We start from the raw sequence: 26,644 nt of genomic DNA, 5'->3' as shown, positions 1-26,644 counted from the left end.
GGTCATTACCGGGGGCTTACAGGCCCATGTCCTTCGCGATGATCGACTTCATGATCTCGTTGGTGCCGCCGTAGATGCGGTTGACGCGGTTGTCCGCGTACAGGCGGGCGATCGGATACTCGTTCATGAAGCCGTAGCCGCCGTGCAGTTGGAGGCAGCGGTCGATGACGCGGTGGGCGACCTCGGAGCAGAACAGCTTGGCGCTGGCGGCCTCGGCGGGCGTCAGCTCACCCGCGTCGAGGGCTTCGAGCGCGCGGTCGACGACGGCCTCGGCGGCGTCCACCTCGGCCTGGCAGGCGGCGAGTTCGAACTTGGTGTTCTGGAACGACGCGACCGGCTTGCCGAAGACCGTGCGGTCCTGGACGTACTCCTTGGCGAACCGGACGGCGGCCTTGGCCTGCGCGTAGGCGCCGAAGGCGATGCCCCAGCGCTCGGAGGCGAGGTTGTGGCCGAGGTAGGAGAAGCCCTTGTTCTCCTCGCCGAGCAGGTCCTCCGCGGGGACCTTCACGTCGACGAACGCCAACTCGGCGGTGTCGGACGTCTTCAGGCCGAGCTTGTCGAGCTTGCGGCCGACCGAGTAGCCCTCGGAGGTGGTGTCCACGGCAAACAGCGAGATGCCGAAACGGCGGTCCTCGGCCGTCGGCGCGGAGGTGCGGGCGCAGACGATCACGCGATCGGCGTGCACCCCGCCGGTGATGAAGGTCTTGGCGCCGTTGAGGACGTAGTGGGTGCCGTCCTCGGAGAGCTTGGCGGTGGTCTTCATGCCCGCGAGGTCGGAGCCGGTGCCGGGCTCGGTCATGGCGAGCGCCCACATCTCCTCGCCGGTGACGAACTTCGGCAGGAAGCGCTTCTTCTGCTCGTCGGTGGCGAGCATCTTGATGTAGGGCAGGCCGAGCAGCACGTGCACGCCGGAGCCGCCGAACTGCACACCCGCGCGCGCAGTCTCCTCGTACATCACCGCCTCGAACTTGTACGAGTCGATGCCCGCGCCGCCGTACTCCTCGTCGACGCGGATGCCGAAGATGCCCAGCTCGGCGAGCTTGTAGTAGAAGTCGCGCGGCGCCTGTCCGGCCGCGAACCACTCGTCGTAGACGGGGACGACCTCGGCCTCGATGAAGGCCCGCAGGGTCTCCCGGAACGCCTCGTGGTCCTCATCAAATACCGAACGGCGCACGCCGCCACCCCTTACCTCTGCGCCTGAAGACGGCGCCGCTCTCGCGCGTGTGGTTGCCCGCCTCGGGGGCTGCCCGGTGAGGGCGCGCCCCGCAAGGCTAAGCGCTTGCTCATTCCACGGTACCGGCGAGTAGGTACAAGCGTCCAGAGCGGGACCCGGGTAACGCTCGTCACGCCCGCCCGGCAGCCGCGAAGGCACCCCGGGCCATCCGGTGCAGCAGCTGGGCGGTGACCGCGCGGCCGGGCAGGGCGCCAGGGCGGCCGAGGTGCGGGGTGGAGTTCAGCAGGCCGAAGACCGAGTGGACGGCGGAGCGGGCGGCGGGTTCGGCGAGGTCGGGGTAGACCTCGCGCAGCGCGCCGACCCACAGCTCGACGTACTGGCGCTGGAGCTGGCGCACCAGCTTGCGGTCGCTGTCGCGCAGCCGGTCCAGCTCACGGTCGTGCAGGGTGATCAGCGGGCGGTCGTCGAGCGCGAAGTCGATATGGCCCTCGATGAGCGAGTCGAGGGCGTCGGCCGCCGGGCTGCCGTCGGCGTCCGTGAGCCGGTGCCTGGCGCCGGTCAGGAGGCGGCCGCTGATGCCGACGAGCAGTTCGGCGAGCATCGCGTCCTTGCCCGCGAAGTGCCGGTAGAGGCCGGGCCCCGAGATGCCGACGGCGGCGCCTATCTCGTCCACGCCGACGCCGTGGAAGCCGCGCTCGGCGAAGAGGCGGGCGGCCTCCTTGAGGATCTGTTCGCGCCGGGTGGCGGCGTCGGTTCGCGTGCTCATGGAATCGATTCTAGACAGGGAGGTTAGCGGTCGTTAACCTGAAGGAAATGGTTAACGCTCATTAACAGCTGGCCACCGGGTGAGGGGACCGCGATGCAGGAGGCACCGGAGCTGACGAGCGGGGCGGCGCCGCCCCTGCCGGGCGCGGCCGACGGCGCCCGCCAGGACCCCGCGTCGGAGGCCTGGCGGGCCAACGAGGCGGCGCACCGGGCGCTCGTCGAGGAGCTGCGCGGCAAGCTGGCGGCGGCCCGGCTGGGCGGCGGGGAGAAGGCCCGCGCCCGGCACACCGCGCGGGGCAAGCTGCTGCCGAGGGACCGGGTGGACACGCTCCTGGACCCGGGCTCGCCGTTCCTGGAGCTGGCCCCGCTGGCGGCCGACGGGATGTACGAGGGCCAGGCGCCGGCCGCCGGGGTGATCGCCGGGATCGGCCGGGTCGCGGGCCGGGAGTGCGTGATCGTGGCGAACGACGCGACGGTCAAGGGCGGCACCTACTACCCGATGACGGTGAAGAAGCATCTGCGCGCCCAGGAGGTGGCCCTGGAGAACCGGCTGCCGTGCCTCTACCTGGTCGACTCGGGCGGCGCGTTCCTGCCGATGCAGGACGAGGTGTTCCCGGACCGCGACCACTTCGGGCGGATCTTCTACCACCAGGCCCGGATGTCGGCCGCGGGCATCCCGCAGATCGCGGCGGTCCTCGGTTCATGTACGGCGGGCGGCGCGTATGTGCCCGCGATGAGCGACGAGGCGGTGATCGTGCGCGGTCAGGGCACGATCTTCCTGGGCGGCCCGCCGCTGGTGAAGGCGGCCACCGGCGAGGTGGTGACCGCCGAGGAGCTGGGCGGCGGCGACGTCCACGCGCGCGTGTCGGGCGTCACCGACCACCTCGCGGAGAACGACGCGCACGCGCTGCGGATCGTCCGGGACATCGTCGCGACGCTCCCCGCGCGCGGGCCGCTGCCCTGGGAGGTGCGGCCGCCCGTCGAGCCGAAGGTCGACCCCCACGGGCTGTACGGGGCGGTGCCGGTCGACTCGCGCACCCCTTATGACGTGCGGGAGATCATCGCGCGCGTGGTGGACGGTTCGCGGTTCGCGGAGTTCAAGGCGGAGTTCGGGCAGACCCTGGTCACCGGGTTCGCGCACGTCCACGGCCATCCGGTGGGGATCGTCGGCAACAACGGCATCCTGTTCTCCGAGTCGGCCCAGAAGGGCGCCCACTTCATCGAGCTGTGCGACCAGCGCGGCATCCCGCTGGTGTTCCTCCAGAACATCTCCGGGTTCATGGTCGGCAGGGACTACGAGGCGGGCGGCATCGCCAAGCACGGCGCCAAGATGGTGACGGCGGTCGCCTGCACGCGCGTGCCGAAGCTGACGGTCGTCGTCGGCGGCTCCTACGGCGCGGGCAACTACTCGATGTGCGGCCGCGCCTACTCCCCCCGCTTCCTGTGGATGTGGCCGAACGCCAAGATCTCCGTGATGGGCGGTGAGCAGGCCGCGTCGGTCCTCGCGACCGTCAAGCGCGACCAGGTGGAGGGGCGCGGCGAGACGTGGCCGGCCGCCGAGGAGGAGGCCTTCAAGGCGCCGGTGCGTGAGCAGTACGCGCGCCAGGGCAACGCCTACTACGCCACCGCCCGGCTCTGGGACGACGGCGTCATCGACCCGCTGGAGACCCGGCAGGTGCTGGGCCTGGCACTGACCGCCTGTGGCAACGCCCCACTGGGTGAACCCCGGTTCGGCGTCTTCCGGATGTGAGGAGGGGACCCGTGTTCGACACCGTGCTCGTGGCCAACCGGGGCGAGATCGCCGTCCGCGTCATCCGCACGCTGCGTGCGCTCGGCGTGCGTTCGGTGGCCGTCTTCTCCGACGCGGACGCCGACGCCCGGCATGTCCGCGAGGCCGACACCGCCGTCCGGATCGGCCCGGCCCCGGCCGCCGAAAGCTATCTGTCCGCCGAACGGCTCCTGGACGCGGCGGCCCGCACCGGCGCCCAGGCAGTCCACCCCGGTTACGGGTTCCTCGCGGAGAACGCGGCCTTCGCGCGCGCGTGCGGGGACGCCGGGCTCGTCTTCATCGGGCCGCCCGCCGACGCCATCGCCCTGATGGGCGACAAGATCCGCGCCAAGGAGACCGTCGAGGCGGCCGGGGTGCCGGTGGTCCCCGGCGGCCGTGACCCCGAACTCTCCGAGGCGGCCAGGGCGTTGGGCGCCCCCGTGCTGCTGAAGCCGTCGGCGGGCGGCGGCGGCAAGGGCATGCGGCTGGTGCGGGATCTGGCCGTGCTGGACGAGGAGATCGCGGCCGCCCGTCGCGAGGCCCGCGCCTCCTTCGGCGACGACACCCTCCTCGTCGAGCGGTGGATCGACCGCCCCCGGCACATCGAGATCCAGATCCTGGCCGACGGCCACGGCAACGTCGTGCACCTGGGCGAGCGCGAATGCTCGCTGCAACGGCGCCACCAGAAGGTCGTCGAGGAGGCGCCGAGCGTGTTCCTGGACGCGGGCACGCGCGCGGCGATGGGCGCGGCGGCGGTGCAGGCGGCCCGCGCGTGCGGGTACCGGGGTGCGGGCACGGTCGAGTTCATCGTGCCGGGCGCCGATCCGTCCGCGTACTGCTTCATGGAGATGAACACCCGCCTCCAGGTGGAGCATCCGGTCACCGAGCTGGTCACCAGGGTCGATCTGGTGGCGTGGCAGCTGCGGGTGGCGGCCGGGGAGCCGTTGGACTTCGGGCAGGACGAGGTCCGGCTCACCGGGCACGCGGTCGAGGCGCGGTTGTGCGCGGAGGACCCGGCGAAGGGGTTCCTGCCGTCGGGCGGCACGGTGCTGCTGCTGCGGGAGCCGGACGGGGAGGGGGTGCGGGTCGACTCGGGGCTGAGCGAGGGCACCGAGGTGGGCAGCCGGTACGACCCGATGCTGGCCAAGGTGATCGCGTACGGCCCCGACCGGGAGAGCGCGCTCAGGAAGCTGCGGGCGGCCCTGGCGCGGACGGTGACGCTGGGGGTGGTGACCAACGCGGGGTTCCTGCGCCGGTTGCTGGCCCATCCGGCGGTGGTGGCGGGCGAGTTGGACACCGGTCTGGTGGAGCGGGTGGTGGACGAGCTGGTCGAGATGGCGGTGCCGGACGAGGTGTACGAGGCGGCTGCGGCCGTGCGGCTGGACGCGCTGCGCCCTGCGGCGGGGGGTTGGACGGACCCGTTCGGGGTGCCGAGCGGCTGGCGTCTGGGCGGCGAGCCGAAGCCGGTCGCGTTCCCCTTGCGGGTGACGGGACGTGAACCCGTCACTCACCAGCCCCGTTCCCCCCACACGGTGACCGCCGACGAGGTCCACGTCACGCTCGACGGCGTCCGGCACTCCTTCCACCGGGCCGGTGACTGGCTGGGCCGGGACGGCGACGCCTGGCGGGTGCGCGACCACGACCCGGTCGCCGCGTCCCTCACCGGCGCCGACCGCGCGGGTGCGGGCTCCCTCACCGCGCCGATGCCCGGCACGGTCACCGTGGTGAAGGTCGCCGTCGGTGACGAAGTGGCCGCGGGGCAGAGCCTGTTGGTGGTCGAGGCGATGAAGATGGAGCACGTCGTCGCCGCCCCGTACGCGGGCACGGTCGCCGAGCTGGACGTGACGGCCGGCGCGACGGTCGCCATGGACCAGGTCCTGGCCGTCGTCACCCCCGAGGAAGTGCGGCCGTGAGCGTCGACGGACTCCCCATGGTCGTCCCGGCGCCCGAACTGCCCGCGCGGGTACGGATTCACGAGGTCGGCGCCCGGGACGGGTTGCAGAACGAGAAGGCGGTCGTGCCGACGGAGGTGAAGGCGGAGTTCGTGCGCCGACTGGCCGACGCGGGGCTGACGACGATCGAGGCGACCAGCTTCGTACGCCCCGAGTGGGTGCCTCAACTCGCCGACGCGGAACGGCTGTTCCCGCTGGTGCGGGAGGTGAGCGGCGTCGAGCTGCCGGTGCTGGTGCCCAACCAGCGTGGCCTGGAGCGGGCGTTGGCGCTCGGCGCCGACCGGATCGCCGTCTTCGCCAGTGCCACCGAGACGTTCGCCAAGGCCAACCTCAACCGCACGCTGGACGAGTCCCTCGCCCTGTTCGAGCCGGTGGTGCGGCGGGCGAAGGACGCGGGGGCGTGGGTGCGCGGGTATGTGTCGATGTGCTTCGGCGACCCCTGGGAGGGCGCCGTCCCGCTCCCCCAAGTGGTCCGCGTCTGCACGGCGTTGCGGGACATGGGCTGCGACGAACTGAGCCTCGGCGACACGATCGGCGTCGCCACCCCGGGCCAGGTACGGCAGTTGCTCACCGCGCTCAACGCCGACGGGGTGACGACGGCCACCCTCGCCGTGCACTTCCACGACACCTACGGGCAGGCGCTCGCCAACACCTACGCGGCCCTGGAGCACGGCGTGAGCACCGTCGACGCCTCCGCCGGCGGCCTCGGCGGCTGCCCGTACGCGAAGTCCGCCACCGGCAACCTCGCCACCGAGGACCTGTTGTGGATGCTCCGGGGTCTCGGCATCGAGACCGGCGTCGACCTCAGCCGCCTCGTCGCCACCAGCGCGTGGATGGCAGGTCGGTTGGGCCGCCCCAGCCCGTCCCGCACCGTCCGGGCCCTCTCCCCCAAGGAGCAGTGATCAGTCATGGACTTCCGGCTCTCCGACGAACTCGAACAACTCCGTCGCACCGTCGAGGAGTTCGCGCACGACGTGGTGGCTCCGAAGATCGGCGACTTCTACGAGCGGCACGAGTTCCCCTACGAGATCGTCCACGAGATGGGCCGCATGGGCCTGTTCGGGCTGCCGTTCCCCGAGGAGTACGGCGGGATGGGCGGCGACTATCTGGCGCTCGGCGTGGCCCTGGAGGAGCTGGCCCGGGTCGACTCGTCGGTGGCGATCACCCTGGAGGCCGGGGTGTCGCTGGGCGCGATGCCGGTCCATCTGTTCGGCACCGAGGAGCAGAAACGGCGGTGGCTGCCGAGGCTCTGCGCGGGCGAACTGCTGGGCGCGTTCGGGCTGACGGAGCCGGACGGCGGCTCGGACGCGGGCGCCACCCGCACCACGGCCCGCCTCGACCCGGCCACCGACGAGTGGGTGATCAACGGCTCCAAGTGCTTCATCACCAACGCGGGCACGGACATCACGGGCCTGGTCACCGTGACGGCGGTCACCGGTCGCAAGGCCGACGGCAAGCCGCTGATCTCGGCGATCATCGTGCCGTCCGGCACCCCGGGCTTCACGGTCGCCGCCCCGTACTCGAAGGTCGGCTGGAACGCGTCGGACACCCGTGAGCTGTCCTTCGCCGACGTCCGGGTCCCGGCCGCCAACCTGCTGGGCGAACAGGGGCGCGGCTACGCCCAGTTCCTGCGCATCCTCGACGAGGGCCGGATCGCCATCGCCGCGCTGGCCACCGGGCTCGCGCAGGGGTGCGTGGACGAGTCGGTGCGCTACGCGAAGGAGCGGCACGCGTTCGGGCGGCCGATCGGCGCCAACCAGGCGATCCAGTTCAAGCTGGCGGACATGGAGATGAAGGCCCACACCGCCCGTCTGGCCTGGCGGGACGCGGCGGCCCGCCTGGTGACGGGCGCCCCGTTCAAGAAGGAGGCGGCGATCGCCAAGCTGTACTCGTCGACGATCGCCGTGGACAACGCCCGTGACGCCACCCAGATCCACGGCGGCTACGGCTTCATGAACGAGTACCCGGTGGCCCGGATGTGGCGGGACTCGAAGATCCTGGAGATCGGCGAGGGCACCAGCGAGGTCCAACGCCTCCTGATCGCCAGGGAACTACACCTCCCGACCTGACCCGGCCCCACCCCGACTCCCCTTCCCCCGGCGCTTCGGTGTGGCGTTTCGTCGACCTGGTGACCCCCGCCACCTCCCCAGGGGTGTGAGGTTAGGCTAACCTACGTTCGAACGATTCCGGCGGACGCTCCGCCCTGCTCGAAAGCGGCCACAGCCATGCCCAACGCCCGTTCCACCCACCTCTCCCGCCGGGGCGTCCTCGCCGCGGGTGGCGCCCTCGGTCTCGGCGCCGTTCTCGCGGCCTGCGGCGACGACGACGCGAAGAGCGCGGGGTCGGGCAGCGCCTCCGGGGCGGCCAAGACCGGTGCCTGGACGTTCAAGGACGACCGCGGCACCACGGTGAAGCTGGCCTCGGTGCCCACCAAGCTGGTGGCCTTCACCGGCGTCGCCGCCGCCCTGTACGACTACGGCATCGAGGTCAAGGGCGTCTTCGGCCCGACCACCACGAAGGACGGCGCGGCCGATGTGCAGGCCGGCGACATGGACGTCAGCAAGCTGACGGTGTTCGGCAACGTCTGGGACCAGTTCAACGTCGAGAAGTTCGCGGCGTTCGGTCCGCAGCTCCTCATCACCACGATGTTCGATTCCGCGGGCACCCTCTGGTACGTCCCCGAGGCGTCCAAGGACAAGATCGCCAAGCTGGCCCCCAGCGTCGGCATCTCCGTCTACGACCGCCAGTTGACCGCCCCGTTGCAGCGGATGTGGGCGCTGGCCGAGTCGCTGGGCGCGGACATGACGGCCGCGAAGGTGACGGCGGCGAAGAAGAAGTTCGAGGAGGCGGCGGCGCGGCTGCGCAAGGCCGCGAAGGCCAAGCCCGAGCTGAAGGTGCTGGCCGGTTCGGCGAGCGACACGCTGTTCTACGTCTCCGGCAGCAACCTCTCCATCGACCTGGAGTACTTCAAGGCCCTCGGCGTGAACTTCGTCGAGCCCCCGGCGAGCGCCATGAAGGACGGCGGCGGCTGGTACGAGTCCCTGAGCTGGGAGAACGCCGACAAGTACGCGGCCGACATCATCATGATGGACGACCGCACCTCGGCCATCCAGCCGGCCGCCATCACCAAGCCGACCTGGAAGAAGCTGCCGGCCGTCAAGGCGGGCCAGGTCATCTCCCGGTCGCCCGAGCCGATCCTGTCGTACGACAAGTGCACGCCGCTGCTCACGAGTCTCGCCGAAGCGCTGGAGACCGCCAAGAAGGTCAGCTGACCTGCCCCGCCCGCCGCCTGATCCCGTCTCAGGAGCCCCGATGACCACGGCCGTAGCCGCCCCGTTCCGCTTCTTCTCCCTCCAGGTCGCAGCGACGAGGCGGCTCGGTCCGTCTCTGCTGCGGGTGACCTTCACCGGGGACGATCTGCGTCACTTCTTCTCCGACGGAAGCGACCAGTCCCTGTCGCTGTTCCTGCCGCACCCGGGGCAGAGCGAACCGGCCGTGCCGTACCACCTCGGCGACGGCTGGTGGCAGGCCTGGCGTGAACTCCCGGACGGCGTACGGGCGGTGATGCGTTCGTACACGCTGCGGGCGCTGCGTCCCGAGGCCGGTGAGATCGACATCGACTTCGTGCTGCACCACCCTGCCGGGCCCGCCTCCGCGTGGGCGGCACGGGCGGTGGCCGGGGACCGGGTGGTGCTGCTCGGCCCGGCGATCGCGGACAACCGGGCGATCCGGTTCCGCCCGCCGCAGGACACCGACCTCACGCTGATCTGGGGCGACGAGACGGCGTTGCCCGCCATCGCCGCGATCCTGGAGGCGCTGCCGGCCGGGGCCCGGGTCCGGGTCTGGCTGGAGGTGGCGGACCCGGGCAACATCCTGGACCTGACGACCGAGGCCGACGCCGAGATCGTCTGGCTGGTCCGGGGCGAGCAGGGCGCCGACGGTCCCCCGCTGGCGCTCGACGCCCTCCGCGACGTTCAACTCCCGCCCGCCGCGCACCCGTACGTGTGGATCGCGGGGGAGTCCGGGGCCGTCAAGGCGCTGCGCCGGCACTTCGTCAAGGAGCGCGGCATCGACCGGCGCCGGGTCACTTTCGTCGGCTACTGGCGACAGGGCCTGAGTGAGGAACAGCTGCGCGAGCGCGGCGAGTAGCAGGTACCGAACGGCGTCCACCGTCGCACCCGAAGGTCAACTTCCTTGTGTGTGGCGGTGGTTGTCGTGCCCTCGTACGGCACCAGGCACCGAAGTGATGTCCGTCACGGAAATGTAACCACCTCATTTCTGTGAGTTAGGTTAGGCTCACCTAAGTCGCTCACCAAGCGATGGTCAAAACCCCGCCCCCGCACGGACCCGTCCCGCACCGGAGGACTCCCACATGCGCTCGCACCTGCTCAACGACTCGACCGCGGAGCACTACCGCCGCTCCGTGACCGAAGGGATCGAGCGGGTGGCCGCCAAAATCGCCGCCACCGACCGTCCGTTCACCGGCGTCTCCGTGGACGCCCTCGCCCCCCGCATCGACGGCATCGACCTGGACCGCCCGCTGCACGACACCGCGGCCGTCCTGGACGAGCTGGAGGAGGTCTACCTCCGGGACGCCGTCTACTTCCACCACCCCCGCTACCTCGCCCACCTCAACTGCCCGGTCGTCATCCCGGCCGTGCTCGGCGAGGCCGTGCTCTCCGCCGTCAACTCCTCCCTGGACACCTGGGACCAGTCGGCCGGCGGCACGCTGATCGAACGCAAACTGATCGACTGGACCACCGCGCGCATCGGCCTCGGCCCGGCCGCCGACGGCGTGTTCACCTCCGGCGGCACCCAGTCCAACCTCCAGGCGCTGCTGCTCGCCCGCGAGGAGGCCAAGCCCGGCAAGGACGGCGCGGACGGTCCCGCGGCGCTCGGGAAACTGCGCATCTTCGCCTCCGAGGTCAGCCACTTCAGCGTGAAGAAGTCCGCGAAACTGCTCGGGCTCGGCCAGGACGCGGTCGTCTCCGTCCCCGTCGACCACGACAAGCGGATGCAGACGGTGGCGCTGGCACGGGAGTTGGAGCGCTGCGTGAGCGAGGGCCTGGTCCCGATGGCCGTCGTGGCCACCGCCGGCACCACCGACTTCGGCTCCATCGACCCGCTGCCCGAGATCGCCGAACTCTGCGCCCAGTACGGCACCTGGATGCATGTCGACGCCGCCTACGGCTGCGGGCTGCTCGCCTCGGTGAAGTACCGCGACCGCATCGACGGCATCGAGCGCGCCGACTCCGTCACCGTCGACTACCACAAGTCCTTCTTCCAGCCGGTGAGTTCGTCCGCCGTGCTGGTGCGGGACACCGCCACCCTGCGGCACGCGACCTACCACGCCGAGTACCTCAACCCGCGCCGCATGGTCACCGAGCGCATCCCCAACCAGGTCGACAAGTCCCTCCAGACCACCCGCCGTTTCGACGCGCTGAAGCTGTGGATGACGCTGCGCACGATGGGCGCCGACGGCATCGGACAGCTCTTCGACGAGGTCTGCGACCTGACCGCCGAGGGCTGGAAACTGCTCGCCGCCGACCCCCGCTTCGACGTCGTCACCGAGCCGTCGCTGTCCACGCTGGTGTTCCGCTACATACCGGCCGCCGTCACCGACCCCTCCGAGATCGACCGCGCCAACCTGTACGCCCGCAAGGCCCTGTTCGCCTCCGGTGACGCGGTGGTCGCGGGCACCAAGGTCGGCGCCCGGCACTACCTGAAGTTCACCCTGCTCAACCCCGAGACCACCACGGACGACCTCACCGCCGTCCTCGACCTGATCGCCGGCCACGCCGAGCAGTACCTGGGAGAGTCCCTTGACCGCGCTTGCTGACCCCACGAAAAAGACCTACGACTTCGTGGGCATCGGGCTCGGCCCATTCAACCTCGGGCTCGCCTGCCTGACCGAGCCGATCACCGAACTCGACGGCGTCTTCCTGGAGTCGAAGCCGGACTTCGAGTGGCACGCGGGGATGTTCCTGGACGGCGCCCACCTCCAGACGCCGTTCATGTCGGACCTGGTCACCCTCGCCGACCCGACCTCCCCGTACTCGTTCCTCAACTACCTGAAAGAACGCGGCCGGCTCTACGCGTTCTACATCCGGGAGAACTTCTACCCGCTGCGCGTCGAGTACGACGACTACTGCCGCTGGGCCGCGAACAAACTGACGTCGGTGCGCTTCTCCACCACGGTCGCCGAGGTCACCTACGACGAGGCCGCCGAGCTGTACGCCGTGCGCACCACCGCCGGTGACGTGTACCGCGCCCGGCACCTGGTCCTGGGCACCGGCACGCCCCCGTACATCCCGGAGGCCTGCCGGGACCTCGGCGGGGACCTGCTGCACAACTCCCGCTATGTGCAGCACCGTTCGGAACTGGTGAAAAAAGAGTCGATCACCCTGGTCGGCAGCGGCCAGTCCGCCGCCGAGATCTACTACGACCTGCTGGGCGAGATCGACGTCCACGGCTACCGCCTCAACTGGGTCACCCGCTCCCCGCGGTTCTTCCCGCTGGAGTACACCAAGCTCACCCTGGAGATGACCTCCCCGGAGTACATCGACTACTTCCGCGAGCTGCCCGAGGAGACCCGCTACCGGCTGACGACGGAGCAGAAGGGCCTGTTCAAGGGCATCGACGGCGAGCTGATCAACGAGATCTTCGACCTGCTCTACCAGAAGAACATCGGCGGCCCGGTCCCCACCCGCCTGCTCACCAACTCGGCGCTCACCGGCGCCCGTTACGAGAACGGCAGCTACACCCTGTCGTTCCGCCAGGAGGAGCAGGGCAGGGAATTCGACCTGGAGTCCCAGGGGTTGGTGCTCGCGACCGGCTACAAGTACGCCGAGCCCGCATTCCTGGCGCCCCTGAAAGACCGGCTGCGCTACGACAGCCACGGCCAGTTCGACGTCGCCCGCAACTACGCCATCGACGTCACCGGGCGGGGCGTCTTCCTCCAGAACGCCGGGGTGCACACGCACTCCATCACCTCACCCGACCTCGGCATGGGCGCCTACCGCAACAGCTTCATCATCCGGGAGCTGCTCGGCAGCGAGTACTACCCCGTCGAGAAGTCCATCGCGTTCCAGGAGTTCTCCGTATGAGTGCCACCACCGCCATCGGCCCGCTCACCCTGCGCCCGCTGGACCCCGTCGCCGACGGCGCCCTGCTGCACACCTGGGTCACCGACCCGAAGGCCGCCTACTGGATGATGCAGGACGCCCGCCAGGAGGACGTCGAGCGCGCCTACCTGGAGATAGCCGCCGACGAGCACCACCACGCCCTGCTCGGCCTGCATGACGGGGCGCCCGCGTTCCTCATGGAGTACTACGACCCCGCCCACCGCGAACTGGTCGGCCTCTACGAGCCGTTGCCCGGCGATGTCGGCATGCACTTCCTGGTCGCCCCCACCGACCGCCCCGTGCACGGGTTCACCCGGGCCGTCATCACCGCGGTGATGGCCCACCTCTTCACCGACCCGGCCACCGAGCGCGTCGTCGTCGAACCGGACGTGTCCAACACGGCCGTCCACGCCCTGAACGAGGCCGTGGGCTTCGTGCCCCACCACGAGATCCAGAAGCCGGAGAAAAAAGCCTTGTTGAGCTTCTGCACCCGCCAGCAGTTCGCCGCCGCGACGGGAGCGACCCGATGAGCCTCACCGACTCCGTCGCCCACCTCTCCCCCGAGCGCTGGGAGACGGCCAACCGCCAGCTGATCCGCAAGGCACTCGCCGAGTTCGCCCACGAGCGCCTGTTCACACCGGAGCCGGACGGCGACACCTACGTCGTGCGCAGCGACGACGGTCTGACCCACTACCGGTTCACCGCCACCCGGCACGCCCTGGACCACTGGCAGGTGGCCGCCGACTCCATCACCCGGCACCGCGACAACGCCGAACTCCCGCTCGCCGCCCTGGACTTCTTCATCGAGCTGCGCGAGACCCTGGGGCTGAGCGAGGAGATCCTGCCGGTCTACCTGGAGGAGATCTCCTCGACCCTGTCGGGGACCTGCTTCAAACTGACCAAGCCGCAGATCCCCGTCGCCGAGCTGGTGACCAGCGACTTCCAGGCCATCGAGACCGGGATGACCGAGGGCCACCCCTGCTTCGTCGCCAACAACGGCCGGCTCGGCTTCGGCGTCCACGAGTACCTCGCCTACGCCCCCGAGACCGCGCACCCGGTGAGCCTGGTGTGGCTGGCCGCGCACCGCGAGCGCGCCGCGTTCACGGCGGGCGTCGGCATCGAGTACGAGTCGTTCCTGCGCGCCGAGTTGGGCGAGAAGACCGTCGAGCGGTTCCGCGCCCACCTCACCGAGCAGGGCCTCGACCCGGCCGACTACCTCTTCATCCCGGTCCACCCCTGGCAGTGGTGGAACAAACTGTCGGTCACCTTCGCCGCCGAGGTCGCCCGCCGCCACCTGGTCTGCGTGGGCGAGGGCGACGACGAGTACCTGGCGCAGCAGTCGATCCGCACGTTCTTCAACCGCTCGAACCCCGAGAAGCACTATGTGAAAACGGCCCTCTCGGTCCTCAACATGGGCTTCATGCGCGGACTTTCGGCCGCGTACATGGAGGCCACCCCGGCCATCAACGACTGGCTCGCGCAGCTCATCGAGGGCGACCCGGTGCTGAAGTCGACGGGTCTGTCGGTCATCCGGGAGCGGGCCGCCGTCGGCTACCGGCACCTGGAGTACGAGAACGCGACCGACCGCTACTCGCCGTACCGGAAAATGCTCGCCGCGCTGTGGCGGGAGAGCCCGGTGGCCTCCCTCCAGGAGGGCGAGTCGCTCGCCACGATGGCCTCCCTGGTCCACCTCGACCACGAGGGCGCCTCCTTCGCCGGCGCGCTCATCGAGCGGTCCGGCCTCGCCCCGGCCGAGTGGCTGCGGCACTATCTGCGGGCCTACTTCACCCCGTTGCTGCACAGCTTCTACGCCTACGACCTGGTGTACATGCCGCACGGCGAGAACGTCATCCTGGTGCTGAAGGACGGCGTGGTGGCGCGGGCGATCTACAAGGACATCGCCGAGGAGATCGCGGTGATGGACCCGGACGCGGTGCTGCCGCCCGAGGTACGGCGCATCCGGGTGGAGGTCCCCGACGACAAGAAACTCCTGTCGATCTTCACGGACGTCTTCGACTGCTTCTTCCGCTTCCTCGCCGCGAACCTCGCCGCCGAGGGCGTCCTCAGCGAGGACGAGTTCTGGCGGACGGTCGCCGAGATCACCCGTGAGTATCAGGCGCAGGTGCCCGAACTCGCCGCGAAATTCGAGGAGTTCGACATGTTCGCGCCCGAGTTCTCGCGGTCCTGCCTCAACCGGCTCCAGCTGCGCAACAACAAGCAGATGGTGGACCTGGCCGACCCGTCCGGCGCACTCCAGTTCGCCGGCACCCTGACGAACCCGCTCGCCGGGCTCTGACGGCTCCCCCAGACCGGCGGGCACCCCGGAGTACGGTCCTGCGGGGTGCCCGCCCTCATGTTCCGCCGCATCGCGTTCCCGGGCCGCGGTGGAAGAATCTCCCCATGGCGGAGATCCTTCAGAAGGACGGCAGCTGGGTGTTGGACGGCGACGTCCTGCGACTGACCCCGGGCCGCGACAAGGGCGTCAGCCTGTTCCGCCGGACACGCGGTGAACTCACCGTCCCGCTGGGCGCGTTGGCGGGCGTCTCCTTCGAACAGGGCCGCAGGAACGGCCGGTTGAGACTCCGGCTGCGCGACGGCGCCGACCCGCTGCTGCACGCCACCGGCGGCCGCCTCACCGAGCCCCACGACCCCTACCAACTCCTGGTGGAATCCGACCGCTACGGCGTCGCCGCGTATGTCGTGGACGAGGTCCGGGCCGCCCTGTCCCTGGCCCGGGTCCCGTCGGGGCCGGTCACCGAGTTCCTGGTGCCGGGGCCCGCCCTGCCGCTGTCGGTCTCCGCCGGGGACGGCACCGTCCACTTCGACGGCGAGCGGGTGCGCCTGGAGTGGAACTGGAAGACCGAGGACGCCAAGTCCGCCGCCGGCCCCCGCACGCTGGCCGTCGGCGACCTCACCGGCGTCGAATGGGTGCCGTCGACGGGGCTGGAGAACGGGCATCTGCGGTTCGGGGTGCGGGGTGCGGCGACCAGAGCTGCGGCCAAGCACGACCCGCACGCGGTGGAGCTGTGGGGGTTCAGGAAGGACCCGCTGATGGCCCTGGTAGCCGCCGCCGTGCAGGCCCGCCTCCCGCACCCGGCCGCCGTCGCCGCCGCCGCTGTCGACGCCGCCGCCGTTGACGCCGTTGACGCCGTTGTGGAAGCCGGACAGCCGTCGCGGCCGCCCGTCGAGGACGACCACGACGCGCTGCTGCGACGGCTGCGGGAGCTGGGCGCACTGCGCCACGCGGGCGTCCTGACGGACGAGGAGTTCACCCGGGCCAAACAGGCGGTCCTGAAACGGCTGTGAACTCCCGCCGCCCGCTTGCTACTTGGCCCGCCTGGCCACCGTGAAGTGGTCGATCCGGTCACCGGTCTCGGCGATGCCCCGCACCGTGAGGGTGGCGTAACGGCCCGTGGCGGCCGGGGTGACATCGACCCGCAGGAACGAGTAGTCGAGGTAGCGCACCCGCGACCAGGTGACCGTCTCGTCGACCTTGCCGGACTTGGTGTTGACGAAGGAGGCCACCGACTCGACCTCTTTCTCGTGGCCCTCGTAGGAGAGCGGGGCGCTGAACGCGTAGAGGCTGCGCCCGGCCGCGCCCGCCGTCACATAGACGACCCCGTCGGTCTCCGGGTAGGCGGTGCCGCCGATCGGGAGCTTCTTGGTGACCTTGCCGCCCTTGATGACGTCGGTGCGCTCGTACTGGTGGTTGTGGCCGTTGATGACCAGATCCACGTGGTACTTCTCGAACAGCGGCACCCACTCCTGGCGCACGCCCCCCTCCGAGGCGTGCGCGGTGGAGGTGCAGTAGGCGCAGTGGTGGAAGAAGACGACGACGAAATCGACGTCCTTCGCGGCCCGGTACTTCTTGAGCTGGGTCTCCAGCCACGTGGTCTGGGTGCCGCCCGAGAGGCCGAGGTTGGCCGGGATCTCGAACGAGATGTCGTTGGCGTCGAGCGAGATGATCGCCGTGTTGCCGTAGACGAAGGAGTAGACGCCCGGCAGGTTCTTCTTGTCGGGGCCGTTGTCGGGGAGGTTCCAGCGGGCCTCCTCGCCGCCGTAGCCGTGCGGCGCGTACCAGGCCTCCATGTCGTGGTTGCCGTAGGCCGGCATCCACGGCACCGACTTGGCGACCGACTCGGTCTGCGCGAGGAACTGGTCCCACACCCGCGCGTCGAACCCGGTGTCCGAGGACTGGCCGGAACCCGTCGGGTCGGCGTAGGCGATGTCACCCGCGTGCAGGTGGAAGGCCGGGTTCTGGCCGAGCAGCAGGCTGTTGTTGGCGAGCCCGTGGTAGCCGACGCCCTCGTCACCGAAGGCCGTGAAGGTGAACGCCTTCTTGTGGTCGGGCGCGGTGGTGAAGGTGCCCAGGGTGCCGGTCAGGTGCGCGGCGGCCGGGTCGAAGCCCTGGTGGCCGACGCCGTAGTAGTACGTCTGGCCGGGGCGCAGGTGGCTGAGTTTCGCGTGCAGGTAGTACTGCGTGTGGTCGGCGCCGGCGCCGACACCGGCCGGGGTGTAAAGGGTGCGGACCTCGGCGTCGATCTTCCGGGACAGGTCCCACGGATGGGCGCCGATCCGGATGAACGGCTTCTTCACCGCGACCGGCACCTGCCAGGAGACGGTCATCTCGGTGCGCGGGTCGTTGCCGTAGGCGAGGTGCCGGCCGAAGGGGGCGACGAGCGCGCCGTCGACGGTCTCGGTGGCGGGAGCGGTCGCCCGGGTCGGAACGGCGGCCTGGGCGACGGCGCCGGGCACGAACGCGCCGCCGGTGACGGCGCCGATCGTCACGGCACCGCCTCTGATCATCGTGCGCCGGGAGAACCTGGCGCGGAGGTATTCGTGCTGCTCGGCCATGCTCATGCGATCGGCGAGCTGCTCGGGTACGCCCATACGAGGAATGTCCATGACGTCTGAAACTGGTCGCCCGAGGCGTCACACCGCAAGACACAGGATGGACAGGGTGCGAACAGCCCCCCATAAGAGTTTCAACAGCCACTTGCCCGAAAACGGGCAGGATTCTTGCGAAACGTTTCCTCGTACCCCAGGATCAACCGGGTGCACGACGAACTTGTTGATCATCTGACGCGCTCGACCCCCCTCAACCGGGGCGAAGCGCTGCGCGTGGTCCAGGACGTGCTCGCCTACTTCGACGAGACGACCGAGGCGTACGTCCGTCGCCGCCACCGCGAGCTCCAGGCCCAGGGCCTGGTGAACGCGGAGATCTTCGAACGGATCGAGGCGGATCTCCACTACCGCGCGGTCGCGCCGCCGGAGCTGACGCTCCGCCAGCTGCGCCGCATCGTCTACGGCTGAGGAACAGACCTGTATGTGTGGAATCGTCGGTTACATCGGGAAGCGTGACGTCGCTCCCCTCCTGCTCGAAGGCCTCCAGCGCCTGGAGTACCGGGGCTACGACTCGGCGGGCATCGCCGTCACCTCCCCGAAGACGGCCGGGCTCAAGAGCGTCAAGGCCAAGGGCCGGGTGCGCGACCTGGAGGCCAAGGTGCCGGCCCGCTTCAAGGGCACCACCGGCATCGCCCACACCCGCTGGGCCACCCACGGCGCCCCCTCCGACGTCAACGCCCACCCGCACCTGGACGCCGAGGGCAAGGTCGCCGTCGTCCACAACGGCATCATCGACAACGCCTCCGACCTGCGCCGCAAGCTGGAGGCGGACGACGTCGTCTTCCTGTCCGAGACCGACACCGAGGTCCTCGTCCACCTCATCGCCCGCTCCCAGGCCCCGACCCTGGAGGAGAAGGTCCGCGAGACGGTCCGCCTGGTCGAGGGCACGTACGGCATCGCCGTCCTGCACGCCGACTTCCCCGAGCGCATCGTGGTGGCCCGCAACGGCTCCCCGGTCGTCCTCGGCATCGGCGAGAAGGAGATGTTCGTCGCCTCCGACATCGCGGCGCTGGTGGCCCACACCCGCCAGATAGTGACGCTCGACGACGGCGAGATGGCGACCCTCAAGGCCGACGACTTCCGCACCTACACCACCGAGGGCACCCGCACCACGTCCGAGCCGACCACCGTCGAGTGGGAGGCCGCCTCCTACGACATGGGCGGCCACGACACCTATATGCACAAGGAGATCCACGAGCAGGCCGACGCCGTGGACCGGGTGCTGCGCGGCCGGATCGACGAGCGTTTCTCCACCGTCCACCTCGGCGGCCTCAACCTCGACGCCCGGGAGGCCCGCCGCATCCGCCGGGTCAAGATCCTCGGCTGCGGCACCTCGTACCACGCGGGCATGATCGGCGCCCAGATGATCGAGGAGCTGGCCCGCATCCCCGCCGACGCCGAGCCCGCCTCCGAGTTCCGCTACCGCAACGCCGTCGTCGACCCCGACACCCTGTACGTCGCCGTCTCCCAGTCCGGCGAGACCTACGACGTGCTGGCCGCCGTCCAGGAACTGAAGCGCAAGGGCGCCCGGGTCCTCGGCGTCGTCAACGTCGTCGGCTCCGCCATCGCCCGCGAGGCCGACGGCGGCATCTATGTGCACGCGGGCCCGGAGGTCTGCGTCGTCTCCACCAAGTGCTTCACCAACACCACGGTCGCCTTCGCGCTGCTCGCCCTGCATCTGGGCCGCACCCGTGACCTCTCCGTCCGCGACGGCAAGCGGATCATCGAGGGGCTGCGCCGGCTGCCCGCCCAGATCACCGAGATCCTCGACCAGGAGGAAGAGGTCAAGAAGCTGGCGCAGCAGTACGCCGACGCCCGTTCGATGCTCTTCATCGGCCGCGTCCGTGGCTACCCGGTCGCCCGCGAGGCCTCCCTCAAGCTCAAGGAGGTCTCCTACATCCACGCGGAGGCCTACCCCGCCTCGGAGTTGAAGCACGGCCCGCTGGCCCTCATCGAACCGGCGCTGCCCACGGTCGCGATCGTCCCCGACGACGACCTCCTGGAGAAGAACCGCGCGGCTCTGGAGGAGATCAAGGCCCGCAGCGGCCGCATCCTCGCGGTGGCCCACCGCCACCAGGAGAAGGCCGACGAGACCATCGTCGTCCCGAAGAACGAGGACGAACTCGACCCCATCCTCCTGGGCATCCCCCTCCAACTCCTCGCCTACCACACGGCCCTGACCCTGGGCCGAGACATAGACAAGCCCCGAAACCTCGCCAAGTCAGTAACGGTGGAGTAACCAAGCAGCGCGGCCGAGCCCCACCAACGGGCAGCGGAGTGGAGGCGTTTCGCGGGGAGCCCCCACCAACGCACGTCCCCGAAGGGGACCGTTCGAGGGCGAGGCCTCGCCAACGGGCGTCCCCGAAAGGGGCCGTCCGGGGGCGGCGCCTCCCCAACGCGCGTCCCCGAAGGGGGCCGTCCGGGGGCGGCGCCTCCCCAACGCGCGTCCCCGAAAGGGGCCGTCCGGGGGCGGCGCCTCCCCAACGCGCGTCCTCGAAGGGGGCCGTTCGAGGGCGGGGCCTCGCCAACGGGCTGCGGACTGGCGGCGGTTCATGGCTGGACCTCACCAACAGCCGCCCCGAAGGGCACCGTCCGGGGTTGGGGCCCGTCAACGGGCGTCGGCCCGGGGCCCATTCGGATTCGGGGCCTCGCCAACGGGCGCCAGGCCGAGGCCCATTCGGTTTCGGCGCCTCACCAACGGCGGCACGGCGGGGTCGGTTCATGGACGAAGCCGCGCCAACGGGCGCCAGGCTGGAAGCCGTTCGGGGGCGGGACAGCGCCAACGGGCGCCGGGCTGGACGCCGTTCGGATTCGAGACCGCGCCGACGGACCGCGGGCCGGGGGCGGCTCGGGGGCGAGGCCACGCCAACCGGCTGCGGGCCGGAGGCGGTTCGAGGACGGGACCTCGCCAACGGGCAGCGCGACGCGGCCGCTCGGGGGCGGGGCCCGTCAACGGGCGGTGGGACGGGGGCGGTTCAGGGACCGGCCTCGCCAACGGGCGCCAGGCTGGAAGCCGTTCGAGTTCGGGACCGCGCCGACGGGCGCCGGACCGGGGCGGTCCGGGGGCGAGGCCACGCCAACCGGCAGCGGGCCGGAGACAGTTCGAGGACGGTTCCTCGCCAACGGACGACGGGCCGGGGGCCATTCGGATTCGGGGCGTCGCCAACGAGCGCTGGGCTGGACGCCGTTCGGGGGCGTGACCACGCCAGCGGGCGGTGGGACGGGGGCGTTCGGGGACGGCGCCTCACCAACGGGCTGCGGTCCGAGGCCGTTCGGGGGCGGGGCCCGTCAACGGGCGGCGGCGGGACGGGGGCGGTTCAGGGACCGGCCTCGCCAACGGGCGCCGGGCTGGACGCCGTTCGAGTTCGGGGCCTCGCCAACGGGCGCCGGGCTGGACGCCGTTCGGGGGCGGGACCGCGCCGACGGGTGGCGGACCGGGGGCGAGGCGATGCCGACGGGCTGTGGTGTGGGGCCGTCCGGGTTCGGGGTCTCGTCGGCGGGTGTCTCGAAGGGGGCCGTTCGGGGCGGGACCGTCAACGGGCGCCCTGAAGGGGGCGGTTCAGGGGCGGAGCCGTGCCAACGGGTTCCCGAAGGGGACTGTTGTGGTTCGGGGCCTCTCCAACGGGCGCCGCGACGGGGCCGTTCAGGGGCGGGGGCCGTTGGCTCGTCTCGCGGCCGCGTAGGCGCTTGCGGCGTTGTTTTTAGGGGCGCGGGGAACTGCGCGAGAAGCCCCCACCGGGCTCAAGAGGCCACTCAGCACAAGGGACCCCCACGTACTGCCACCGCAGACGGGGGGTCCTTCACGTCGCGCCCTCGGCGCACAGGGAGTTGGCGGGCAGCCCGAGGCCACCCCGCCTCACGGGATGACGATCACAGGCCGCTGCGCCCGCTTGGCCAACCTCCCGGCGACAGAGCCGAAGATCCGCCCCACGATCCCGTGGGTGGAACCCACGACAATCGCGTCGGCCTCATACTCCCGCCCCACTTCCTCCAGCTCATGGCAGATGTCCCCGCCACGCTCGACAAGAATCCAGGGCACCTCGGAGAGATACTCGGCGCAGGCCAACTCAAGCCCCAGCACCTCGGTGCGATGATCCGGCACGTCCACGAAGACGGGCGGCTCACACCCCGCCCAGACCGTGGTCGGCAGCCGGTTGGCGACATGGACGATGATCAGGCCGGAGCCGGACCGACAGGCCATGCCGATGGCATAGGCGAGCGCGCGCTCACTGGACGTCGAGCCGTCGAAGCCGACGACGACGCCGTGCTTGAACGCGGGATCGCAGGATTGACGGGGCTCTTCGGCCGCCAGAGGGTCGGTCGCCGTGGGATCGGCGACGGGCCGCTTGCGGTCCGCGGGTTCGAAGAATTCGTGACCGGCCATGGCTGTCTCGGCGTCGTGATCCTTTAGTGGGTGGGACAACAGGGTGCGGCGGAGCTGTGTCCGGGAATCATCTTCCCAACCCCATACCCCCAAGGGTACGGCGGCACGCCTCCTTCGACCCAGTTCCCGCCCTCACCGCGTCCTCGGTGCGTGAGGGTTCCACGGAGCATGCCCGAGGGGGCGCCCGTAACGCAATGGTTGCTGCGCCGTACAGGCGGTTTCCACAGTGTTCATCCGCCGGCGCACGCGGGCGTACAGTGACCGACCGCTCGAACATGCGTTGAACACCCTGAGCCTCGGCCCCAGGGAGCACCCATGTCCGGACCGCACCCCACCCCCGAACCCCCGCACGCGCCCCCTCACCCGCGCCAGGAATCGGCGACCGATGTCGTCCGCTGGGCGGCGTTCAGCTGCGTCCTGGTCCCGGTGGTGCTCCTCTGGTACGGCAGCTCGCTGGCCGGTGCCACGGGTACGGCACTCGGGCTCGCGGCCGTCACCGCCGTCTGCCGGCTGCTGCTGCATCAGTCGGAGCGGGGCGCGGCCAGACTCCCCGCCCAACTCGCCGCCGAGGACGAGCGGGTGCCGCTCCAGGGGCACCGGCAGCGGACCCCGGCGGGCCCCCACCACCCGCATCAGGGCGGGCGGCACACGGGAGGGACCACACCGGTCGGCTGACCGGTTTTCGCGCTGCCACACACCTGTTTTCAGCCAACTTCCGGCCACCGCGCATTTCCGGCCCCCACCACCCCCCAACCCCCGTTCCACCTGCACGGAAAGGGTCCACGGGGTCGTGCGCACCCTACGCGGATTGGCCACGGCGACAAGGCGCACTTCCCTGCACGCCCCACGAGTGCAACGCTTCGTGATCGAATGCTTCACGCCAAGTTGCCAAGTCGACAATGTGCCGAGTGCCGAACCTGGTCATCTCGGCGCCACGGGACGCAGTAGATTCGATCTTGACTGTCTTACGGCGGGGGACTCGTGCAGGACCGAGGGGAAACGTGCAGGAGCGACACAACCGAGGAGCCGCGACCACCGAGGGGGGCTTAGCAGGATGAGCCACGACTCCACTGCCGCGCCGGAAGCCGCGGCCCGGAAGCTTTCCGGGCGACGCCGCAAGGAGATCGTCGCGGTGCTGCTGTTCAGCGGCGGCCCCATCTTCGAGAGTTCCATACCACTGTCGGTGTTCGGGATCGACCGCCAGGACGCCGGCGTGCCCCGTTACCGCCTCTTGGTGTGCGGGGGCGAAGAGGGACCGCTACGGACCACCGGCGGGCTGGAACTGACCGCACCACATGGCCTGGAAGCGATCGCGCGGGCGGGCACGGTCGTCGTACCGGCCTGGCGTTCGATCACCTCCCCGCCACCGGAGGAGGCACTCGACGCACTGCGCCGGGCGCATGAGGAGGGGGCCCGCATCGTGGGCCTGTGCACCGGCGCGTTCGTGCTGGCGGCCGCGGGCCTGCTGGACGGGCGCCCGGCCACCACGCACTGGATGTACGCGCCGACCCTGGCGAAACGGTATCCGTCGGTCCATGTGGACCCACGCGAACTGTTCGTCGACGACGGCGACGTCCTGACCTCCGCGGGCACCGCGGCCGGGATCGACCTGTGCCTCCACATCGTGCGGACGGACCACGGCAACGAGGCGGCCGGTGCGCTGGCCCGGCGCCTGGTGGTACCGCCGCGCCGGACCGGTGGCCAGGAGCGCTATCTCGACAGGTCTTTACCAGAGGAGATCGGCGCCGACCCGCTCGCCGAGGTCGTCGCCTGGGCGCTGGAACATCTCCACGAGCAGTTCGACGTGGAGACGCTGGCCGCGCGCGCCTATATGAGCCGCCGTACGTTCGACCGCAGGTTCCGGTCGCTGACGGGCAGTGCCCCGCTCCAGTGGCTGATCACCCAGCGGGTGCTCCAGGCGCAACGCCTCCTGGAGACGTCGGACTACTCGGTGGACGAGGTCGCGGGCCGCTGCGGCTTCCGTTCGCCGGTGGCGCTGCGGGGCCATTTCCGCAGGCAGCTCGGTTCGTCCCCGGCGGCGTACCGTGCGGCCTACCGGGCCCGCCGCCCCCAGCAGGACCGCTCGACCGACCCCGACCCGAGTCCGGTCCCCCTCCTCCACCCGGAGGGCCCGGTCCCGATGCAGGCCCGCCGCACCCCCCTGGCCACCACGGCATCCACCCAGGACCCGTACGCCCAGGCCAGAGCCAGCCTCCCAGGCCAACGCAGCGGCATGTAACACCAGCCCCACAGAGAACCCACAGAACGCCGGCCGAGAGCACCCAGCTCCGGCCGGCGTTCCGGTGCATGCGGGCGCATACAGGCCGACGCGGCACCCATCAGCCCGTCCGGCGTTTGAGGACGAGGCCGTCCAGGCCGACAGGGGGTCTGGGGGCGGAGCCCCCAGGGTCTCGTGCCCGAGCCAGGAAGCACAGGCCAGGGGCGCCCACCCCGACGCGGAGGCTCCCCCGCAGACACCCCACCGTATGGTGAACCCATGAACGATCGCATGGTGTGGATCGACTGCGAGATGACCGGCCTCTCGCTGTCCGCCGACGCTCTCATCGAAGTAGCCGCCCTAGTCACCGACTCAGAACTGAACGTGCTCGGCGACGGCGTCGACATCGTCATCCGCCCCCCAGACCGCTCCCTGGAGACCATGCCGGAGATCGTGCGCCAGATGCACACCACCTCCGGCCTCCTCGCCGAGCTGGCAACCGGCACCACCCTCGCGGACGCCGAGGCCCAGGTCCTCGCCTACATCCGCGAGCACGTCAAGGAACCCGGCAAGGCCCCCCTGTGCGGCAACACCGTCGGCACCGACCGCGGCTTCCTGCGCCGGGACATGCCGGCCCTGGAGAGCTACCTCCACTACCGCATCGTCGACGTGTCCAGCGTCAAGGAGCTGGCCCGCCGCTGGTACCCGAGGGCCTACTTCAACAGCCCCGACAAGAACGGCAACCACCGCGCCCTCGCCGACATCCGCGAGTCGATCGCGGAACTGCGCTACTACCGCGAGGCCGTGTTCGTCCCGCAGCCGGGACCCGACTCGGAGACCGCGCGGGCGATCGCCGCGAAGCACGTGGTGCGCGCCCCCTAGTGGCGGGCGAATAGGGGGGCGCGAGCACCCCTTCGGACCCTGTACACTTTTTCTTGGCCGGTGCGGGAAACACCAAAAAGCACCGGTCATGGTGGGTGTAGCTCAGTTGGTAGAGCACCTGGTTGTGGTCCAGGTGGCCGCGGGTTCAAGTCCCGTCACTCACCCTGAAAGATCAGCCGGTGGCCTCGCAAGAGGCCACCGGCTGATCCATTTCCGGCGCCAGACCTCACCCCCACGGATGAACGACAAGACGGCGCACGCCCCCACCACCTCGCCCGCCGCCAACTCCCGCGCTCAGGACGAGGAACGGATCACCAGTTCCGTTGCCAGGACCATCTGGCGGCGTTCCGGGACCCGGGAGGCCGAGGGGCGGCGGTCGGCGATCTCGGCGAAGAGCAGGTCGATCATGCGGCGCCCCATCTCCTCTATGGGCTGGCGCACGCTGGTCAGGGGCGGGTCCATGTGCCGGGCTATGGCCGAGTCGTCGTAGCCGACCAGCGCGACGTCGTCCGGGATACGGCGGCCCTGTTCGCGCAGGACCTGACGGGCGCCGGCCGCCATCACGTCCGAGCCCGCGAAAACGGCGTCCAGATCGGGGCGCCTGCCGAGCAGCTCGGTCATCGCGCGCCGACCGCCCTCCTCGGTGAAGTCGCCCTGGGCGATGAGGAGTTCGTCGACCCCGTGGCCCGCGTCACGCAGGGCGTCGCGGTAGCCGTCGACGCGGCGCTGGGCACCGTACACGTCGAGGCGGCCGGTGATGTGGGCTATGGTGCGACGCCCTCGGGTCAGCAGGTGCTCGACGGCCGAGCGGGCGCCGCCGTAGTTGTCGGAGTCCACCGAGGTCAGCGTCTCGGCGGCGGAACGGGGGCCGCTGATCACCGCCGGGATCTCCAACTGGGCCAGCAGATCGGGCAACGGGTCGTCGGCGTGCACCGAGACCAGCAGGACGCCGTCCACCCGGTGCGCGGCCAAGTACTGGGCCAGACGCTGCCGTTCACGGTCGTTGCCCGCGAAGATGAGCAGCAACTGCATCTCGGTCTCGGAGAGTTCGGCGCCGACGCCCTTGAGCATGTCCGAGAAGTACGGTTCGGCGAAGAAGCGGGTCTCGGGCTCCGGGACGACCAGGGCGATCGCGTCGGTGCGGTTGGCGGCGAGGGCGCGGGCGGCCGTGTTGGGGACGTAGCCCAGCTCGGCGACGGCGGCCTCGACGGCGGCCCGGGTGGCGTCGCTGACCCGGGGCGAGCCGTTGATCACCCGGGAGACCGTGCCGCGTCCGACACCCGCGCGGGCGGCGACCTCTTCGAGGGTGGGCCGTCCACCGCTGCGGCTCCGCGTTCCGTGGCTCGCCATGGGCCCCGCCTTCCCCGTCGTCGTCTCGCTGGCCTGGAATTTAACAGTCCGAAACTGTGCGCCGATCCACCACCGGGGCGGCCCGGACCCGGCCCGGCGGATCGCGCTATTCCAGTTCACGT

The 26,644-nt window shown here is 70.7% G+C and carries 21 protein-coding genes and 1 tRNA gene; 17 read left to right on the top strand and 5 right to left on the bottom strand.

Annotated elements, in window-relative coordinates; genetic code table 11:
- Positions 1 to 16 precede the first annotated feature (16 nt).
- Together ACIQOU_RS33970 and ACIQOU_RS33965 are read right to left on the bottom strand one after the other, a co-directional pair.
- Positions 17 to 1,174 carry an acyl-CoA dehydrogenase family protein gene (locus ACIQOU_RS33970; protein WP_401543517.1) on the bottom strand — a complete coding sequence of 386 codons (1,158 nt, stop codon included), beginning with the start codon at positions 1,172 to 1,174 and terminating at the stop codon, positions 17 to 19.
- 169 nt (positions 1,175 to 1,343) lie between these two features.
- On the bottom strand, positions 1,344 to 1,940 hold the full coding sequence (locus tag ACIQOU_RS33965; protein ID WP_401543514.1) for a TetR/AcrR family transcriptional regulator: 597 nt from the start codon (positions 1,938 to 1,940) through the stop codon (positions 1,344 to 1,346).
- Between the two features lie 93 nt (positions 1,941 to 2,033).
- Between ACIQOU_RS33965 and ACIQOU_RS33960 the strand changes: the two genes are divergently transcribed.
- The 11 genes from ACIQOU_RS33960 to ACIQOU_RS33910 all read left to right on the top strand — a co-directional run bounded on the left by ACIQOU_RS33960 (position 2,034) and on the right by ACIQOU_RS33910 (position 16,089).
- On the top strand, positions 2,034 to 3,689 hold the full coding sequence (locus ACIQOU_RS33960; protein ID WP_401543511.1) for a carboxyl transferase domain-containing protein: 1,656 nt from the start codon (positions 2,034 to 2,036) through the stop codon (positions 3,687 to 3,689).
- Between the two features lie 11 nt (positions 3,690 to 3,700).
- Entirely contained in the window at positions 3,701 to 5,620 is a 1,920-nt protein-coding gene (locus ACIQOU_RS33955) for a biotin carboxylase N-terminal domain-containing protein (protein WP_401543508.1), read from the top strand.
- A gap of 17 nt (positions 5,621 to 5,637) precedes the next feature.
- Positions 5,638 to 6,561 (top strand): hydroxymethylglutaryl-CoA lyase, encoded by a 924-nt coding sequence (locus tag ACIQOU_RS33950; RefSeq protein ID WP_401543612.1) that lies wholly within the window; start codon positions 5,638 to 5,640, stop codon positions 6,559 to 6,561.
- 6 nt (positions 6,562 to 6,567) lie between these two features.
- Positions 6,568 to 7,728, top strand: a complete 1,161-nt coding sequence (locus ACIQOU_RS33945; RefSeq protein WP_401543505.1) for an acyl-CoA dehydrogenase family protein — start codon at positions 6,568 to 6,570, stop codon at positions 7,726 to 7,728.
- Positions 7,729 to 7,884: 156 nt separating this feature from the next.
- Entirely contained in the window at positions 7,885 to 8,931 is a 1,047-nt protein-coding gene (locus ACIQOU_RS33940) for an ABC transporter substrate-binding protein (protein ID WP_401543502.1), read from the top strand.
- Positions 8,932 to 8,971: 40 nt separating this feature from the next.
- On the top strand, positions 8,972 to 9,808 hold the full coding sequence (locus tag ACIQOU_RS33935) for a siderophore-interacting protein (RefSeq protein ID WP_401543499.1): 837 nt from the start codon (positions 8,972 to 8,974) through the stop codon (positions 9,806 to 9,808).
- A gap of 223 nt (positions 9,809 to 10,031) precedes the next feature.
- Positions 10,032 to 11,498 carry a lysine decarboxylase DesA gene (gene desA / locus ACIQOU_RS33930; RefSeq protein WP_401543496.1) on the top strand — a complete coding sequence of 489 codons (1,467 nt, stop codon included), beginning with the start codon at positions 10,032 to 10,034 and terminating at the stop codon, positions 11,496 to 11,498.
- Positions 11,482 to 12,765, top strand: coding sequence for a lysine N(6)-hydroxylase/L-ornithine N(5)-oxygenase family protein (locus ACIQOU_RS33925; protein WP_401543493.1), 1,284 nt, complete (start codon positions 11,482 to 11,484; stop codon positions 12,763 to 12,765). Before desA ends, ACIQOU_RS33925 begins: the two co-directional genes overlap by 17 nt.
- Positions 12,762 to 13,313: a GNAT family N-acetyltransferase gene (locus tag ACIQOU_RS33920; protein ID WP_401543490.1), complete on the top strand. Its 552-nt coding sequence runs from the start codon at positions 12,762 to 12,764 to the stop codon at positions 13,311 to 13,313. Before ACIQOU_RS33925 ends, ACIQOU_RS33920 begins: the two co-directional genes overlap by 4 nt.
- Positions 13,310 to 15,079 (top strand): IucA/IucC family protein, encoded by a 1,770-nt coding sequence (locus ACIQOU_RS33915; protein WP_401543487.1) that lies wholly within the window; start codon positions 13,310 to 13,312, stop codon positions 15,077 to 15,079. The genes ACIQOU_RS33920 and ACIQOU_RS33915 overlap by 4 nt, the downstream gene beginning before the upstream one ends.
- A gap of 104 nt (positions 15,080 to 15,183) precedes the next feature.
- Entirely contained in the window at positions 15,184 to 16,089 is a 906-nt protein-coding gene (locus ACIQOU_RS33910) for a DUF4429 domain-containing protein (RefSeq protein ID WP_401543484.1), read from the top strand.
- Positions 16,090 to 16,107: 18 nt separating this feature from the next.
- Here the strand turns inward: ACIQOU_RS33910 and ACIQOU_RS33905 are convergent, their stop codons facing one another.
- Entirely contained in the window at positions 16,108 to 17,673 is a 1,566-nt protein-coding gene (locus ACIQOU_RS33905) for a purple acid phosphatase family protein (protein ID WP_401543481.1), read from the bottom strand.
- A gap of 165 nt (positions 17,674 to 17,838) precedes the next feature.
- On the opposite strand from ACIQOU_RS33905, the gene ACIQOU_RS33900 reads away from it, so the two are divergent.
- On the top strand, positions 17,839 to 18,096 hold the full coding sequence (locus ACIQOU_RS33900) for a hypothetical protein (protein ID WP_401543478.1): 258 nt from the start codon (positions 17,839 to 17,841) through the stop codon (positions 18,094 to 18,096).
- 13 nt (positions 18,097 to 18,109) lie between these two features.
- On the top strand, positions 18,110 to 19,927 hold the full coding sequence (gene glmS, locus ACIQOU_RS33895) for a glutamine--fructose-6-phosphate transaminase (isomerizing) (RefSeq protein WP_401543475.1): 1,818 nt from the start codon (positions 18,110 to 18,112) through the stop codon (positions 19,925 to 19,927).
- A gap of 1,617 nt (positions 19,928 to 21,544) precedes the next feature.
- Here glmS and ACIQOU_RS33890 read toward each other — a convergent pair.
- On the bottom strand, positions 21,545 to 22,072 hold the full coding sequence (locus ACIQOU_RS33890; RefSeq protein ID WP_401543472.1) for a universal stress protein: 528 nt from the start codon (positions 22,070 to 22,072) through the stop codon (positions 21,545 to 21,547).
- A 315-nt stretch (positions 22,073 to 22,387) separates the two neighbouring features.
- Between ACIQOU_RS33890 and ACIQOU_RS33885 the strand changes: the two genes are divergently transcribed.
- The 4 genes from ACIQOU_RS33885 (at position 22,388) to ACIQOU_RS33870 (ending at position 25,336) form a co-directional block, all read left to right on the top strand.
- Positions 22,388 to 22,747: a hypothetical protein gene (locus ACIQOU_RS33885; protein ID WP_401543470.1), complete on the top strand. Its 360-nt coding sequence runs from the start codon at positions 22,388 to 22,390 to the stop codon at positions 22,745 to 22,747.
- Positions 22,748 to 23,126: 379 nt separating this feature from the next.
- Entirely contained in the window at positions 23,127 to 24,311 is a 1,185-nt protein-coding gene (locus ACIQOU_RS33880; protein ID WP_401543467.1) for a helix-turn-helix domain-containing protein, read from the top strand.
- Between the two features lie 258 nt (positions 24,312 to 24,569).
- A complete protein-coding gene (gene orn, locus ACIQOU_RS33875) occupies positions 24,570 to 25,172 on the top strand; it encodes an oligoribonuclease (protein ID WP_401543464.1) in 603 nt (200 codons plus the stop codon).
- Positions 25,173 to 25,263: 91 nt separating this feature from the next.
- Positions 25,264 to 25,336: transfer RNA gene (locus ACIQOU_RS33870), tRNA-His, on the top strand.
- 130 nt (positions 25,337 to 25,466) lie between these two features.
- Here the strand turns inward: ACIQOU_RS33870 and ACIQOU_RS33865 are convergent.
- A complete protein-coding gene (locus ACIQOU_RS33865) occupies positions 25,467 to 26,522 on the bottom strand; it encodes a LacI family DNA-binding transcriptional regulator (protein WP_401543461.1) in 1,056 nt (351 codons plus the stop codon).
- Positions 26,523 to 26,644: the final 122 nt, after the last annotated feature.

The sequence above is a fragment of the Streptomyces sp. NPDC091279 genome (assembly GCF_044757465.1).
In the GTDB taxonomy this organism is placed as follows: Bacteria; Actinomycetota; Actinomycetes; order Streptomycetales; family Streptomycetaceae; genus Streptomyces.
The sequence above is the reverse complement of the archived record's forward strand: the minus strand, read 5'-3'. Positions and strand labels throughout refer to the sequence as shown.

Bases quoted from the DNA above. Each gene is read 5' to 3' on its own strand.
- ACIQOU_RS33965 (WP_401543514.1), bottom strand. From the start codon at position 1,940: ATGAGCACGCGAACCGACGCCGCCACCCGGCGCGAACAGATCCTCAAG.
- ACIQOU_RS33960 (WP_401543511.1), top strand. From the start codon at position 2,034: ATGCAGGAGGCACCGGAGCTGACGAGCGGGGCGGCGCCGCCCCTGCCG.
- ACIQOU_RS33950 (WP_401543612.1), top strand. From the start codon at position 5,638: ATGGTCGTCCCGGCGCCCGAACTGCCCGCGCGGGTACGGATTCACGAG.
- ACIQOU_RS33945 (WP_401543505.1), top strand. From the start codon at position 6,568: ATGGACTTCCGGCTCTCCGACGAACTCGAACAACTCCGTCGCACCGTC.
- ACIQOU_RS33940 (WP_401543502.1), top strand. From the start codon at position 7,885: ATGCCCAACGCCCGTTCCACCCACCTCTCCCGCCGGGGCGTCCTCGCC.
- ACIQOU_RS33935 (WP_401543499.1), top strand. From the start codon at position 8,972: ATGACCACGGCCGTAGCCGCCCCGTTCCGCTTCTTCTCCCTCCAGGTC.
- desA (WP_401543496.1), top strand. From the start codon at position 10,032: ATGCGCTCGCACCTGCTCAACGACTCGACCGCGGAGCACTACCGCCGC.
- ACIQOU_RS33920 (WP_401543490.1), top strand. From the start codon at position 12,762: ATGAGTGCCACCACCGCCATCGGCCCGCTCACCCTGCGCCCGCTGGAC.
- ACIQOU_RS33915 (WP_401543487.1), top strand. From the start codon at position 13,310: ATGAGCCTCACCGACTCCGTCGCCCACCTCTCCCCCGAGCGCTGGGAG.
- ACIQOU_RS33910 (WP_401543484.1), top strand. From the start codon at position 15,184: ATGGCGGAGATCCTTCAGAAGGACGGCAGCTGGGTGTTGGACGGCGAC.
- ACIQOU_RS33905 (WP_401543481.1), bottom strand. From the start codon at position 17,673: ATGGGCGTACCCGAGCAGCTCGCCGATCGCATGAGCATGGCCGAGCAG.
- glmS (WP_401543475.1), top strand. From the start codon at position 18,110: ATGTGTGGAATCGTCGGTTACATCGGGAAGCGTGACGTCGCTCCCCTC.
- ACIQOU_RS33890 (WP_401543472.1), bottom strand. From the start codon at position 22,072: ATGGCCGGTCACGAATTCTTCGAACCCGCGGACCGCAAGCGGCCCGTC.
- ACIQOU_RS33885 (WP_401543470.1), top strand. From the start codon at position 22,388: ATGTCCGGACCGCACCCCACCCCCGAACCCCCGCACGCGCCCCCTCAC.
- ACIQOU_RS33880 (WP_401543467.1), top strand. From the start codon at position 23,127: ATGAGCCACGACTCCACTGCCGCGCCGGAAGCCGCGGCCCGGAAGCTT.
- orn (WP_401543464.1), top strand. From the start codon at position 24,570: ATGAACGATCGCATGGTGTGGATCGACTGCGAGATGACCGGCCTCTCG.
- ACIQOU_RS33865 (WP_401543461.1), bottom strand. From the start codon at position 26,522: ATGGCGAGCCACGGAACGCGGAGCCGCAGCGGTGGACGGCCCACCCTC.